This window comes from Aeromonas veronii (assembly GCA_041319085.1).
In the GTDB taxonomy this organism is placed as follows: domain Bacteria; phylum Pseudomonadota; class Gammaproteobacteria; order Enterobacterales; family Aeromonadaceae; genus Aeromonas; species Aeromonas veronii_F.
This window is the reverse complement of sequence record CP101033.1, coordinates 2,753,193-2,768,289: the sequence shown is the minus strand read 5'-3', so window position 1 is coordinate 2,768,289 and position 15,097 is coordinate 2,753,193. Positions and strand designations below refer to the sequence as shown.

Annotated in this window: 11 protein-coding genes; 7 read left to right on the top strand and 4 right to left on the bottom strand. The window is 57.5% G+C overall.

Annotated elements, in window-relative coordinates; translation table 11 throughout:
* The first annotated feature begins 23 nt into the window (after positions 1-23).
* From arsA to arsC, 3 genes are all read left to right on the top strand, one after another.
* Positions 24-1,817: an arsenical pump-driving ATPase gene (arsA, locus tag NMD14_13005; protein ID XEI31693.1), complete on the top strand. Its 1,794-nt coding sequence runs from the start codon at positions 24-26 to the stop codon at positions 1,815-1,817.
* Positions 1,818-1,913: 96 nt separating this feature from the next.
* On the top strand, positions 1,914-2,987 hold the full coding sequence (gene arsB / locus NMD14_13000) for an ACR3 family arsenite efflux transporter (GenBank protein ID XEI31692.1): 1,074 nt from the start codon (positions 1,914-1,916) through the stop codon (positions 2,985-2,987).
* 2 nt (positions 2,988-2,989) lie between these two features.
* A complete protein-coding gene (gene arsC, locus NMD14_12995; protein ID XEI31691.1) occupies positions 2,990-3,421 on the top strand; it encodes a glutaredoxin-dependent arsenate reductase in 432 nt (143 codons plus the stop codon).
* A gap of 138 nt (positions 3,422-3,559) precedes the next feature.
* Here arsC and NMD14_12990 read toward each other — a convergent pair whose 3' ends face one another.
* The gene (locus NMD14_12990; GenBank protein ID XEI31690.1) at positions 3,560-4,942 is read right to left on the bottom strand and encodes an amino acid permease; all 1,383 of its coding nucleotides are present in this window, start codon (positions 4,940-4,942) and stop codon (positions 3,560-3,562) included.
* 346 nt (positions 4,943-5,288) lie between these two features.
* Entirely contained in the window at positions 5,289-6,101 is an 813-nt protein-coding gene (locus tag NMD14_12985; GenBank protein ID XEI31689.1) for a kinase/pyrophosphorylase, read from the bottom strand.
* 348 nt (positions 6,102-6,449) lie between these two features.
* On the opposite strand from NMD14_12985, the gene ppsA reads away from it, so the two are divergent.
* Together ppsA and NMD14_12975 are read left to right on the top strand one after the other, a co-directional pair.
* Entirely contained in the window at positions 6,450-8,834 is a 2,385-nt protein-coding gene (ppsA, locus tag NMD14_12980; GenBank protein XEI31688.1) for a phosphoenolpyruvate synthase, read from the top strand.
* Between the two features lie 522 nt (positions 8,835-9,356).
* Complete coding sequence (locus tag NMD14_12975; GenBank protein XEI31687.1) at positions 9,357-10,142, top strand: MetQ/NlpA family ABC transporter substrate-binding protein; 786 nt, start codon at positions 9,357-9,359, stop codon at positions 10,140-10,142.
* Between the two features lie 84 nt (positions 10,143-10,226).
* On the opposite strand, the gene NMD14_12970 is transcribed toward NMD14_12975, so the two are convergent.
* Together NMD14_12970 and NMD14_12965 are read right to left on the bottom strand one after the other, a co-directional pair.
* Entirely contained in the window at positions 10,227-12,077 is a 1,851-nt protein-coding gene (locus NMD14_12970) for a DUF3413 domain-containing protein (protein ID XEI31686.1), read from the bottom strand.
* Positions 12,078-12,125: 48 nt separating this feature from the next.
* Positions 12,126-12,353, bottom strand: a complete 228-nt coding sequence (locus tag NMD14_12965) for a YejL family protein (protein XEI31685.1) — start codon at positions 12,351-12,353, stop codon at positions 12,126-12,128.
* A gap of 73 nt (positions 12,354-12,426) precedes the next feature.
* On the opposite strand from NMD14_12965, the gene yejK reads away from it, so the two are divergent.
* Positions 12,427-13,488 (top strand): nucleoid-associated protein YejK, encoded by a 1,062-nt coding sequence (yejK, locus tag NMD14_12960; protein ID XEI31684.1) that lies wholly within the window; start codon positions 12,427-12,429, stop codon positions 13,486-13,488.
* Positions 13,489-13,894: 406 nt separating this feature from the next.
* Positions 13,895-15,076: a maltose/maltodextrin ABC transporter substrate-binding protein MalE gene (malE, locus tag NMD14_12955; protein ID XEI31683.1), complete on the top strand. Its 1,182-nt coding sequence runs from the start codon at positions 13,895-13,897 to the stop codon at positions 15,074-15,076.
* The last annotated feature ends 21 nt before the right edge of the window (positions 15,077-15,097 follow it).

The window sequence follows — 15,097 nt, the reverse complement described above, 5'->3', positions numbered from 1 at the left end:
GTTATGCCTGATAGGAGTCTCTCATGTCCCCGTTGCTGAACTACTCGTTTCTCAATGATGCGCCCCCCTTTCTCTTTTTCACCGGTAAAGGTGGGGTGGGTAAAACCTCGCTGGCCTGTGCCAGTGCGGTTGCCTTGTGCGACAGTGGCAAACGGGTACTGCTGGTCAGCACAGATCCGGCGTCAAACGTAGGCCAGGTTTTCGACACCCAAATAGGCAACAGCATTACCGCCATCGCGGCAGTCAGTGGGTTATCAGCACTGGAGATTGACCCGCAAGCCGCCGCAAAGGCCTATCGCGAACGTATCGTTGGCCCGGTGCGTGGCAAACTGCCCGAGAGCGTGGTGCGCAGCATTGAAGAGCAGCTCTCCGGTGCCTGCACCACAGAGATCGCCGCCTTTGACAAGTTCACCGCGCTCTTGACCGATAGCAGCCTGGTGGGGGAATACGACCACATCGTGTTTGATACAGCCCCGACCGGCCACACCATTCGTCTATTGCAACTGCCGGGGGCATGGAGCGAGTTTCTGGAGCAGGGCAAGGGCGATGCTTCTTGTCTGGGGCCATTGGCCGGATTGGAAAAACAGCGTAGTCAATACGCAGAAGCCGTTGCTGCCCTCTCAGATGCTGGGAAAACCCGGCTTATTCTGGTCGCCCGGGCGCAAGCCTCGACCCTGCGGGAAGTAACGCGTACCCATGACGAACTGGCCGCTATCGGCCTTGCCAATCAGCAACTGGTCATCAATGGCATCTTCCCGCAAAGCGAGCTGGCGGATGACCCCCTGGCAACTGCCGTATGGCAACGTGAGCAGCAGGCGATGGCTGATATGCCAGCGCTGCTGGCAAGGCTGCCACAAGACAGAGTGCCGCTGTTGGCGACCAACCTGGTTGGGGTCGATAGCCTGCGCCAGTTACTCGGTGCAAGCCCCGTCAGTGGGGTGAATGAGATCGAATGCGCAGTTGTTGTTACTGAACAACACCCCGGATTGCAGCAACTGGTCGATGAGCTTGCTACTGATAGTCACGGGCTCATTATGCTGATGGGCAAGGGTGGGGTGGGTAAAACGACCCTGGCGGCAGCAGTGGCGGTGGAGCTCGCCAGCCGGGGGCTACCGGTTCATCTGACCACCTCGGATCCCGCAGCCCATCTGGGAGAGACCCTGGCCGGGGCCTTGCCCAGCCTGGAGGTCAGCCGCATCGATCCCCACGCCGAGACCGAGCGTTACCGTGCTCAGGTGCTGGCCACCAAGGGGGCGAGTCTGGATGCCCAGGGTCGCGCTCTGCTGGAAGAAGATTTGCGTTCCCCCTGTACCGAAGAGATCGCCGTGTTTCAGGCCTTCTCGCGGATCATTCGCGAGGCGGGCAAACGCTTCGTGGTGATGGATACCGCCCCCACTGGCCATACCCTGCTGCTGCTCGATGCGACCGGTGCCTATCACCGGGAGATTGCCCGTCAGATGGGGGGCAAGGGGATGCACTTCACCACCCCCATGATGCAGTTGCAAGACCCGAAACAGACCAAGGTGGTGATCGTCACCCTGCCCGAACCCACTCCGGTACAGGAGGCGGCCAATCTGCAAGCAGACCTGCGCCGCGCCGGTATCGAGCCATGGGCCTGGGTGGTCAATCAGATGCTGTCTCCGGCCAGCGTCACCTCACCACTGTTGGCCCAGCGAGCGTATCGCCAGCAGCCCCATATCGACGCGGTCAAGCAGGAGCATGCGAAGCGTTATGCCGTGGTGCCGTTGCAGGCTGTCGAGCCGGTGGGTGTGAAAGCGCTGCAAGATTTATGTCACCCAGTCCACAGGGCGGGGTGACATGCACCCGCGCGAGTTTACTGCCAAGGCGCAACCAACAGGGGCATTTGCCCGGGTTGAGTCCTTTGTTTCCTGCAATCCTCATGGAGTCTCTTGATGAGTACCAACGCCTGCTGCGATGATCTGCCCGTCAGCAAAAAAATGAGTTTTCTCGACCGCAATCTTACCCTCTGGATCTTTGTCGCCATGGCCATAGGGGTCGGGATTGGCTATCTGTTCCCTCAGGTGGCGCAGTGGAATGAGGCGATGTCGGTTGGCACCACCAATATCCCGCTCGCCATCGGTCTCATCCTGATGATGTATCCGCCACTGGCCAAGGTGAACTACGCCACCATGGGTACGATGACCCGTGACCGTCAGGCCATCACCCTCTCACTGGTGATGAACTGGTTGGTTGGCCCTATCCTGATGTTTGTCATCGCCCTGGTGTTTTTGCATGACCACCCGGACTACATGGTGGGCCTGATCCTGATCGGTCTGGCACGCTGCATCGCCATGGTGCTGGTGTGGAACGATCTCGGCGGTGGCAGCAAGGAGTACGGTGCGGGTCTGGTGGCGCTCAACAGCGGTTTTCAGATCCTCACCTACAGCTTCATGGCCTGGTTGTTTATTACCGTACTGCCCCCCCTGTTTGGTTTGCAGGGCTTTGCTGTGGATATCACCATGCTGGATATCGCCGAAAGTGTGCTGATCTATCTTGGCATTCCCTTCCTGGCCGGTTTCCTGAGCCGTCACTATCTGGTCAAGGCAAAGGGGGAGAAGTGGTACACCGAGCGTTTTATTCCGGCTATTTCTCCCATCACCCTGATCGCCTTGCTGGCCACTATCGTGCTGATGTTCAGCCTCAAGGGCGAGATGATCGTTGAGCTGCCGATGGATGTGCTGCGGGTTGCTGTGCCTCTGGTGGTCTATTTCGTACTGATGTTCTTCACCAGCTTCCTGGTTGGCAAGAAGCTGGGCATTCCCTATGACAAGAACGCCTCCATCGCCTTTACCGCCACCGGCAATAACTTCGAGCTGGCCATCGCGGTTTCCATCGCGGTGTTCGGGTTGAACTCGGATCAGGCGTTCGCCGGTGTGATCGGCCCGCTGGTGGAGGTGCCGGTCTTGATCGCTCTGGTCAATGTGGCGCTAAGAATGAAACGCAACTATCTCAACGCAGAGGCTTAATCATGAATCACTCCCAGATCACCATTTACCACAACCCGGCTTGCGGCACTTCCCGCAATACGCTGGAGCTTATCCGCAACTCGGGTGTTGAGCCCACCGTCATCCACTATCTGGAGACGCCACCGAGCCGCGACACCTTGGTCGAGCTCATTGCTGCCATGGCCATGCCGGTACGGGATCTGCTTCGCAAGAACGTGCCACCCTTTGAGGAACTTGGCTTGGCCGAGGAGCGCTTCAGCGATGACGACTTGATCGATGCCATGCTGGCGCATCCCATTCTGATCAACCGCCCCATCGTGGTGACGCCGCTTGGCACCAAGCTGTGCCGTCCGTCTGAGTTGGTGTTGGATATCTTGCCGAACCCTCAACAGGGGGCCTTTAGCAAGGAGGATGGGGAGTCGGTGGTCGATGCACAGGGCCAGCGCCTCAAGTGAGCTGCACCTTTGCTGGGTAGACCAGGGAGAAACCGGCCCGGCAGTTCAGACCCAAAATAGTCAGACCCGAAATAGTCAGATAAGAAAAACGCCGATCATCTGATCGGCGTTTTGCATGGATGTCGATAGCTGTCGGAATTAACCCAGATTGGCTGCGGCCTTGCTTTGGGCTTGTCCTTTGCGCTTGATGGCAAAGCCAATGCCCAGTACCACCAGCCAGGCGGGGATCAGCTCGACCGAGATCCGAAAATCCGGGGTCATATACATGATCACCAGAATACCGGCCATAAAGGCGAGGCAGAGGTAGTTGCCGAAGGGGTACCAGAACGCCTTGAACTTGGGCTGGACACCTTCTGCGACCTTGGTCTTGCGGAACTTCAGGTGCGCCAGGCTGATCATCGCCCAGTTGATCACCAGTGCGGAGACCACCAGCGCCATCAGCAGGCCAAACGCCTTGCCCGGCATCAGGTAGTTGATCAGCACGCAGAGCAGGGTGGCGATGGCCGAGACCGAGAGGGCAACCAACGGTACGCCGCTCTTGTTGGTCTTGAGCAGGGCTTTCGGGCCGTTGCCCTGCTTGGCCAGACCGAACAGCATCCGGCTGTTGCAGTAGACGCAGCTGTTGTAGACCGACAGGGCGGCCGTCAGTACCACGATGTTGAGTACGGTGGCGACCAGATCGCTGTCCAGCGCGTGGAAGATCATCACGAACGGGCTGCCGCCTTCCACCACTTTACCCCAAGGATAGAGGGACATCAGGATAGCCAGGGCGCCGATGTAGAAGATGAGGATGCGGTAGATCACCTGATTGGTGGCCTTAGGAATGCTCTTCTCGGGGTTGTCCGCTTCCGCGGCAGTGATGCCCACCAGCTCCAGACCGCCAAAGGAGAACATGATCACCGCCATCGCCATCACCAGACCGCTGATGCCGTTGGGGAAGAAGCCGCCTTGTGCCCACAGGTTGGTGACGCTCGCCTCGGGGCCACCGGCGCCAGAGATGAGCAGATAGCCGCCAAAGCCAATCATGCCGATGATGGCGACCACCTTGATGATGGCGAACCAGAACTCCATTTCGCCAAACGCTTTGACGTTGGAGAGGTTGATGGCGTTGATCAGCACGAAGAAGACGGCGGCCGACATCCAGGTCGGGATCTCGGGCCACCAGTACTGGACATAGATGCCCACTGCGGTCAGTTCGGCCATGCTCACCAGCACGTAGAGCACCCAGTAGTTCCAACCGGACGCAAAACCGGCAAATTCGCCCCAGTATTTGTAGGCAAAGTGGCTGAAGGATCCCGCTACCGGCTCTTCCACCACCATTTCACCAAGCTGGCGCATGATCAGGAAGGCGATAAAGCCGCCGATGGCGTAGCCCAACAGTACCGAGGGGCCTGCCATCCTGATGGTTTGGGCAATGCCCAGAAAGAGGCCGGTACCGATGGCACCGCCCAACGCAATCAACTGAATGTGGCGGTTTTTGAGGCCGCGTTTCAGCTCTTCACCGTTTTGTTTCAAATCCATGGATCTGTCCTTTACCTATCTCTGTTGTCTCTTGTCGGTGTTGGGCTCATCCTGAGCAGGCCGCAGTGCGTAGCCAAAACCTGACGAAACCTGTATTTATTTCGTTACGCTATGCCATTTTCAATTTTTAGTGTTGGCTGGCAACCGAAGAAGAATAGTGATAATCCGCCATAAATGCACCTGTTTTCCACGCTGGATGGCCGTATTTTGTACCAATGGCAGCTTTTTCATGATCTGGCGAGGCTTATTGGCAGTTTTTGGTTGATGTTTGTGCAATCGAATTCTGTTTTGTTGACATGGGGGCTTGTCTATTGGTTTTTGTTGTGCTGTTAGCTGTCAACTCTACTTAACAGAGCTGGCGGCGCAGGCCGGTCGCCTCGAGGATCTTGGCGCTGATCTCCTCCACCGAGTGGGAGCTGGTATCGAGGAAGCGGATCGCCTCCTGGCGAAACAGCCGCTCGACGCAGGCCAGCTCTTGTTCGCACTGATCCAGCGAGGAGTAGCGGCTGTTGGCGCGGCGCTGGTTGCGGATCTCGTGCAGCCGCTGCGGTGCAATGGTGAGGCCGAACAGCTTGTGGCGGTTGGCCTTGAGGGGGCTCGGTAGATCCAGGACTCCCATATCCTGCTCGATAAAGGGGTAGTTGGCGGCGCGAATGCCGAACTGCAGCGCCAGATAGAGGCTGGTGGGGGTCTTGCCGCAGCGGGAGACCCCGATCAGGATGATGTCCGCCTCATCGTACTCTTTGGTGGTGATGCCATCGTCGTTGGCCAGCGCAAAGTTGACCGCCTCGATGCGATCATCATAAAGCTTGCGATTCTCCATGCCGTGGGTGCGATGGAGGCGGGGCTCGGCTTTCACCCCCAACTCCTGCTCCAGCGGGCTGACGAAGGTATTGAGAAAGTCGTGGCCGCACGCTTCCGATTTGAGCACCTCTTCCCGTACCTGCGGGTCGACGATGGTGTGAAACAGGATGGGGCGCATCCCGGTCTGGCGGAACTGTTCGTCGATCCGCATCCGCACCTGACGGGCTTTCTCCTGGGTCTCCACAAAGGGGATAGTGATCTGCTCGAAGGCGAGTGGAAATTGGCTCAGTACCGCGTGGCCGAACACTTCGGCGGTAATGGCGGTGCCGTCTGACACATAAAATACGGTATGCACGTGGGATTCCTTTGATTCTTGTTGGTGGGGCAGCGTGGGGTAAAGGGTGAGGCGTATCGCTCGAAACCATACCCATTTTGTCAACCGGTCTGCTGTGCCCAAGTTGTGAAGTGGCTTGCAAACCTCAATCGTTATCTTTTTGTGGCGCCATTGTAGAATATTTCGGTCATTCGACCATCCCCAACCTTTGTTCGGGGATTTTTTTGAAAACCAATAGAAAACGTTTTCATGATCGTTGGCAACAAAAGAAACAGACCATAACGCACCTGACTTACCCATAACCTCATCGATTAAATCGGGCGCACGAGGTGCTATGGCACCGGTGCCCACCAACCTGGAGACATCCAAGTGCAACAGTACGTGCTCTGGTACGAACAACTCGGAATGCAGGACCTAGAACGCGTTGGCGGCAAAAACGCATCCCTTGGCGAGATGATCAGCAACCTCTCTGGCGCCGGTGTATCCGTGCCGGGGGGCTTTGCCACCACCGCCTTTGCGTTTAACGAGTTTCTGGAGTCAAGCGGCCTCAACGGCAAGATCCATCATCTGCTCGACAATCTGGACGTGGACGATATCGCCGCCCTCAACCGGGCCGGTCAGCAGATCCGCGACTGGGTGATCGAAGCCCCGTTCCAGCCCGAGCTGGAGCAGGCGATCCGGGTTGCTTATGAGAAGTTGAGTGCAGGCTTGGGTGATGGCATGAGTGCCTCGTTTGCGGTGCGCTCCTCCGCCACCGCCGAGGATATGCCGGACGCCTCTTTTGCCGGTCAGCAGGAGACCTTCCTCAACGTACGTGGCATCGATGCCGTCATGACGGCGGTCAAGCATGTGTTTGCTTCCCTGTTCAACGATCGCGCCATCTCCTATCGGGTGCATCAGGGCTATGACCACAAGGGCGTTGCCCTCTCGGCTGGGGTGCAGCGGATGGTGCGCTCGGATCTCGCCGCCTCTGGCGTGATGTTTACCTTGGATACCGAGTCCGGCTTCAACGACGTGGTCTTTATCACCGGTAGTCAGGGTCTGGGAGAGATGGTGGTGCAGGGTGCCGTCAACCCGGACGAGTTCTATGTGCACAAGCCGACCCTCAAGGGGGGCCGCCCGGCGGTGGTGCGCAAGACCCTCGGCTCCAAGTTAATCAAGATGACCTACTCGGACGATGCCGGCCATGGCCGTCAGGTGAAGATTGTCGACACCGATGAGGCCGAGCGCAGCCGCTTCTGCATCACCGATGCCGAGGTGATGGCGCTGGCGAAACAGGCCCTCATCATCGAGCAGCACTACGGTCGCCCGATGGATATCGAGTGGGCCAAGGATGGTCAGGATGGCCAGCTCTATATCGTGCAGGCGCGCCCGGAAACTGTGCGCAGCCGCCAGGAGGCCAACACCCTCGAGCGGTTTGCCCTCAAGCAAGCGGGCAAGGTGCTGATCGAGGGGCGGGCCATCGGTCACAAGATTGGCGCGGGCCCGGCGCGGGTCATCTCCTCCATCAGCCAGATGGACGAAGTGCAGCCCGGCGATGTGCTGGTGACCGACATGACCGACCCGGACTGGGAGCCCATCATGAAACGGGCCTCCGCCATCGTCACCAACCGGGGCGGCCGCACCTGTCATGCTGCCATTATCGCCCGCGAGCTGGGCATTCCGGCTGTGGTCGGCTGTGGCAACGCCACCGACCATATTGAGCCGGGCCAGCGGATCACCGTCTCCTGTGCGGAAGGGGATACCGGTTTTATCTACGACGGCGAGCTGGACTTCGACGTGGCGGTGACCGAGGTGGGCAACATGCCACGGCTGCCCATCAAGATCATGATGAACGTCGGCAACCCGGACCGCGCTTTCGACTTTGCCCAGTTGCCTAATGCTGGCGTAGGACTGGCACGCCTTGAATTTATCATCAACCGGATGATCGGGGTGCACCCCAAGGCGCTGCTGGAGTTTGACCAGCAGAGTCCCGAGCTCAAGGCCACCATCGCCAAGATGATCGCCGGTTACGACAGCCCACGCGAGTTCTACGTCGCCAAGCTGACCGAGGGCATCGCCACCCTGGCCGCCGCCTTCTGGCCGGAGCGGGTGATCGTGCGGATGTCGGACTTCAAGTCCAACGAGTACGCCAATCTGGTGGGCGGTCGTGGCTACGAGCCCCACGAGGAGAACCCGATGATCGGTTTTCGTGGCGCGTCCCGCTACATCGCCGACAGCTTCCGCCCCTGCTTTGCCCTCGAGTGCGAAGCGATCAAGCGGGTGCGCGATGTGATGGGGCTGACCAACGTCGAGGTGATGATCCCCTTCGTGCGCACCGTGGGCGAGGCACAGCAGGTTATCGACATCCTGGCCGAAAACGGCCTGCGTCGTGGCGAGCGGGGGCTCAAGGTGATCATGATGTGCGAGATCCCGAGCAACGCCCTGCTGGCGGACCAGTTCCTCGAGCATGTGGACGGCTTCTCCATCGGCTCCAACGACATGACCCAGCTCGCGCTCGGACTTGATAGGGATTCGGGGCTGATTGCCCACCTGTTTGACGAGCGTAACGAGGCGGTCAAGGCACTGCTGTCGATGGCGATTCAGGCAGCGCGCAAGGCGGGCAAGTATGTGGGGATCTGCGGTCAGGGGCCATCCGATCATCCGGACTTTGCCGCCTGGCTGGTGGAGCAGGGGATCGACTCGGTGTCGCTCAACCCCGATACCGTGGTTGATACCTGGCTCTATCTGGCGGAGCAGCATGGTGCCAAGTAAGCCACTGCCAAAATGAGCAGCACAGAAAGGGGGCCATGATGGCCCCCTTTGTTATCCGTGTGGCGCGACCTATTTCGGCGGCTGTTCGGCTCCCGACAGCTCATCGGCACCTTTGCCCACTACGCCGCTACGGGTTGAACGCATCCTGCCCGCTGTTGAGCAGATACCATTGCAGCTCCTGCAGGGGATGGGTCCCTGGCAGGCAGCGCGCAAGCGTCATTTTCCTACACGAGTGCATCGTTCGGGTGTGACGGCAAGGGTGATGAGGTGGGCTGGGTCAGCGGTTTATTGCTTGGCGGCAGTGGCTGGCTCTGTTATGGTAATTCAAATGGCCGTTTAGACGGCTAGATTGCTGTGGCGTGAGGTACATTGTCTCTGAGGGCAACCCCGCCGCAGGTCCATATCTTGATACGCACCTGACAGGGAGTCCCTATGCCGTTTCGTTGCTTCTTACCTTTTTCTTCAACTTCTTCAATTTCTTCCTTACGAGCCACAGCGGGTGCCAGCACCTTCATTGCTGCGATGGTTGTCGGGAGCCTCTCTTTTTCCGCGGTTGCCGCCGATGCTCCCTTGCCGACCAAACAGGAGATCGTGATTGGCACCACGGTGGGGGATTTTGCCGACATGGTGACCGACTCCATCAAGCCGCAGCTGGAGGCCAAGGGGTACAAGGTCAAGCTGGTGGAGTTCACCGACTATGTGACCCCCAATATTGCTCTGGCTGACGGATCACTGGATGTGAACTGCTTCCAGCACAAACCCTATCTTGAGAGCTTTGCCAAGGATCGGGGGCTGTCGCTGGCACCCATTACCCAGGTGCCAACCGGTCCGATGGGACTCTATTCCGGCAAGCTGGCGGCACTCGACAAGGTGAAAGAGGGGAGCACAGTGGCGATCCCCAACGATCCCACCAATCAGGCGCGGGCGCTGCTGATGCTGCAGGATCTGGGCTGGATCACTCTCAAGGAGGGGATTAACCCGCTCAAGGCGAGCGAATTTGATGTGGTGAACAATCCGCACAATCTCAAGCTGGTGCTGCTGGAAGCTGCGCAACTGCCCCGCTCGCGGGAGGATGTGGACTTCTCGGTGATCAACGGTAACTTTGCCGCCTCCAGCGGTATCCCGTTCAGTGAAGGACTGTTTCTGGAGCGCAGCTACGACTTCATCAACTGGGTGGTGGTGAAAAGCGCGGATGCGGATCAGCCGTTTGCCAGGGATGTGGCGGCGGCCTATAACTCGGCGGCCTTCAAGGCTTATGCGGCCAAGCGTTTCGTCGGCTACAAGTACCCGCAAGGGTGGGGGGGCTAACGTCGCGAAAGTGGCCCCGCTATACAACGAAAAACGCCCCGAATTCGGGGCGTTTTTTATGGTATCAAGCCATCAGTGCGGGTTTCATTGGTTGCGATAGAAGCGGTTCAGCTCGTTCATCACCTGGATCATGGCACCCATATCGGGGGTGCCGTGCTTGATGGGGCGATAACTGTTGCGTTCCAGCAGTTCGAAGTCACCCTGCTTGTTGAAGTGGGTGATGGTGTCGCCCTGATAGATGGCAAAATCGTTCTGATCCCCTGCCAGTAGCCAGTTACGCGGGCTGGTATCGAACAGCGAGCGGCCAATGCTGTAATCGCGCATCGGATTCCGTACCCCCAGCATCCCTTGCATCAGGGTCGGGGCCAGATCGAGATGGCTGCTCGGCTGTTCCCGTACTTCACTGCCGCGGCCCGGCCAGGCCAGCACCAGCGGCACCTGCACCTGATAGGGTGAGTAGTTGCTGCCTGCGCCCCAGCTGTTGCTGCGGGTGTCGTTGAACTCCTGACCATGGTCGGCGGTGATCACGACAACGGTGTTGCTGTTCATCCCCTGCGACTGCAATTTGGTCAGCATCTGCTCAAGCAGCTGGTCGGTGTAGAAGACCGAGTTCTTGTAACGGTTCTCCAGTTTTTGCAGGTTTTCCGCCCGATAAGCCGTCGCCGGATTGAAGTTGGTCAGCTCCGGCTGGAACGGCCCCTTCATGGTGGCAGGCAACTGGTAGTCGCCGGGACTCGAGAGATAGACCAGCGAGAACCAGGGACGCTCCGGGGTGCGCTTCTCCAGCCACTGTTGCCAGTCGGTCAGCAGCTTGCCATCATCGATCTGTTCGGAGACAAACACCTGTTTGCGCAGGCCGGCGAGGATGCTCTTGCGATACTTCTGGGCATCCTCCAGGGCGCCGAACAGCCCGAACTGGTAATCCTGGCGCAGCATCTCGTCGAACAGCACAGGTGGACGCTTGTCGCTGCTGATGTCCTTGTAGTAGTGGCCGGGCAACCCGTAGAAGAGGCTGAACATCCCCATCAGAGCGTTGTTGCCCCCACTCATGTGATTGCGGAACGTCAGGTGCTGATCCGCATAACGCTGCAGATTGGGCATATTGATGTTGTTGAGCATGTCAAAACGCAGGGAGTCGACTACCACAATTAGCAGATTGCTGTGGGTCAGGGGCGCGTTGACGTTGAGCGGGCGCAGCGGATAGTGCATCCGACTGTCGCTGTCATCACTCTGGGAGGCGGCCTGCTTCTCATACTGATCCAGATCCAGCCAGCCATGTTTGGCCAGGAAGGTGCGGGCCGTCATGGGGTAGGAGAGGGGGAAGTTGGCTCTCTGCATGGTGATGGGCTGATAAAGGGTGGCATCCGCCCAGCTGTTGACCACGTGGGTCAGAATAAAGCAGATCAGCAGGGCCAGCCCCACCTGATTACCATACTGGCGGCGCTTGCGCTTGTTGATCTTGCGCCAGACATAGGCTGACAGCAGCAGTTGCAGCAGGAAGATGGTGGGCACGGCAACGAAGATGATGCTCCAGATTGAGCCCTCTTCGGTTTGCGCCTGATCCAGCAGCAACTGCCATACCTGACTGTTGAGGTGGAACTTGAACAGCCGGAATACCTGGGTGTCGATCAGCAGCAGCACCAGTGCCAAGGTGGCGATGATAGCCGAGATGAACCGCAACGGCTTCTCCTTGGGCAGCACGAAGCTGAGCGGGAAGATCGTCAACAGGTAGGTGACAAAACTCAGAAACGAGAAGTGGCCAATCCAGCTTACAACGAGATAGATCACGCCAAGCGTGGTCGATGGCCAGCCGATGGCACCCAGATAACGGGTGGCGATAAGCATGGCCAGGATAATGTTGAAGAAGGAGAACCAATGCCCCCAGGTGATCAGGCGAGAGACATTATCACGATAGGGGTTACCGGTTTCGACCATAGTGATCCATCAGCGTTGAGAAACGTCAAATCAACAGAGTCGCAGGACTCAGTGTGCGTCGTGGCGATTATCGACCGATGCGGTCAGGGCCTGGACAAACTTTTCAGTGATGGCCTGGCGCTGGGCCGGTGCCATACCATTGATGATATTGGTGGTCAGATTACCAAGTACCATAAGGCTGAGATCCACCGGCGCTTTATGTTTTTCCAGCGCGGTGATCAGGTCGTTCATCAGGGCGTCAAATTGCTCGTTATTGTACTTTGATACGATGGGCATAATCTTCAGTTCATCTCGGTTCAAAGCGCCTTATAATACTTCACCCTTTCGGCTAACACTATGGCTTTGTGACATGAGTCTCGATATCGACAAGATCATTCTTCACTCCTTGCGCCAGGGCGGCGATGGTCAACCCCACGCCGATACCCGCAGCCAGACCCTGCCCCCTGATGAGGCGGTACAGGGACTGATGGCGGAACTGCATCGGATCTACAACGGCAAGGGCGGCAAGGGCTTTGGCTTCTTTGCCGACCCCGAAACGGCTGTCGCCGAGCTGGCCGACGGTGAAGGGACTCCCAAGCAGCCCTCACCCGCGTTTCGTATCGCCCTCGAACAACTGCTCAGCGAGCAGACCGAATTCGTTCCCTTCTCGGTCACTGTGACCCAGATGCTGGTCAAGCAGCTGGTGGAGCACGCCCTCGATGAGCAAGGGGTGCTGCTGTTTGCCAAATATAACTACGTCGGGGTCGATTATCTGTTGATTGCCCTGCTGGAGGGCAAGGAGAGCGTCACCGTCAGCGAAGCGCTGGAATTGCGTCATATCCAGTATCTGGATATCGGCAAACTCAATCTGGTGGCCCGCATTGATTTGACCGAATGGAAAACTCAGGCCGATTCGCGCCGCTATATTACTTTCAGTAAGGGACGCATCGGCCGCAAACTGGGCGACTTCTTTATGGATTTGCTGGGTGCACGCGAAGGCATGGATGCCAAGGTACAAAATAAAGGCTTGCTGCAGGCGGTAGACGATTATTGCGACAGTCGTCAGCTCGAACCGACCGAGCGCAATGATTACAAAAAGCAGGTCTTCAAATATTGCACCGAACAGGCAAGCGCCGGTGAAGAGATCGAAATCAAGGAGCTGTCTGCAGAACTCTCCGCAAAAGATGCCGGCGACGGTGATCTCGATTTTTACAGTTTTATCGGTCAGGAGTATGAGCTGGAAGATCGCTTCCCGGCGGATCGATCTACCCTGCGCGGTCTGACCAAGTTTGTCGGCTCCGGCGGAGGGCTCACGTTGAGCTTCGAGCAGAAACTGTTGAACAGCCGCATTTTTTACGATCCCCAGACCGACACCCTGACCATCAAGGGCGTGCCGCCCAATCTCAAGGATCAGCTGCTGCGCCAGTCGTAGTGGGAACAGTAGTGTGATCAAGTCGTCATTTCTGGCAAAAAGAGACTCCGCCCCGGCGGGGTCTCTTTTTTATTGCGCCGGGGCAGCGCTCGAAACTGGCGCGGTACTTTGTTAACAAATCAAACAAAATAAACCACCTGAAAGGGTTTTCATTGAGGTGAAAACCCTTTCATTTGTGAAATTTAATTTCATTTTGGTAATTATTATTCTGTGACTATCTGGAATTAAGCCGATAAATAGCCGTAACCCCCTGAAATAAGAAAATGTTTTCAAAACTTTCTGGAAGGAAATACGTAATTGCATTTCAAAAATGCGAGTTACGTCATGTGAGCCGTTTGCCGCTTGGGATAATATTCATCTCGCACACAATGCTCTTACAGCGCGGAACTAATACAAGGAAAGGCTCATGAAAAAGAAATTGCTGTCATCCCTGATCGGTCTGGCCACTCTTGGCGTCGCTTGCTCTGCTACTGCTGCCATCGATGAAGGCCAGTTGACCATCTGGATCAACGGTGACAAGGGATACAACGGTCTGGCTGAAGTGGGTAAGAAGTTTGAAGCAGAAACCGGCATCAAGGTGACTGTGGCTCACCCGGATCAGGTTGAAGTGAAATTCCAGCAAGCCGCCGCCACTGGCAACGGCCCGGACATCTTCTTCTGGGCTCACGACCGTTACGGTGAGTGGGTCAAAGCCGGTTTGCTGGTTCCGGTAACGCCAAACGCTGCCACCAAAGGCAAATTTGAACAGCTGGCATGGGATGCCATGACTGTTGATGGCAAAACCTATGGCTACCCGGTAGCCATGGAAGCGGTCAGCCTGATCTATAACAAAGACCTGCTGCCCGAGCCGCCGAAAACCTTCGAAGAGATCGCCAAGATTGACGAGACTCTGAAGAAAAACGGCAAGCGCGCCATCATGTGGGCGTATGACACCCCGTACTTCAGCTATCCGCTGGTGGCTGCCAACGGTGGTTACGCCTTCAAGAAAACCGCTACCGGTTATGACGTTAAAGATACCGGCGTGAACAACGCAGGTGCCAAGATGGGCGTGGGCTACATCTCCGAGATGATCAAGTCAGGTCACCTGGAAAAAGGCATCGACTACGGTGTGATGGACGCCAAGTTCAACAAAGGCGAAGTGGCCATGATGATCAACGGTCCCTGGGCCTGGAGCAACCTGGACAAGAGCGGCATCAAGTACGGCGTAGCGCCGCTGCCGACCCTGAACGGCAAGCCGGCCAAAGCCTTCGTTGGCGTACTGGGTGCCACCATCAACGCTGCCAGCCCGAACAAGGATCTGGCCATCGAGTTCCTGGAAAACTACCTGCTGACCGATGCCGGTCTGGCGCCGGTTAACGCCGACAAGCCGCTGGGTGCCGTTGCGCTGAAATCCTTCCAGAAGACCCTGGAATCCGATCCGCACATCAAGGCCACCATGCAAAACGCCCAAGCTGGCGAGCCGATGCCATCCGTTCCCGAGATGAGCCGTTTCTGGTCTTCCTTCGAAACTGCCCTCAAGAACGTGACCTCCGGTCGTCAGGGTGTTGACGAAGCTCTGGATACCGCTGCCAAGCGTATCGTTCAGTAAGCACGCACTACCCGGGAGGCC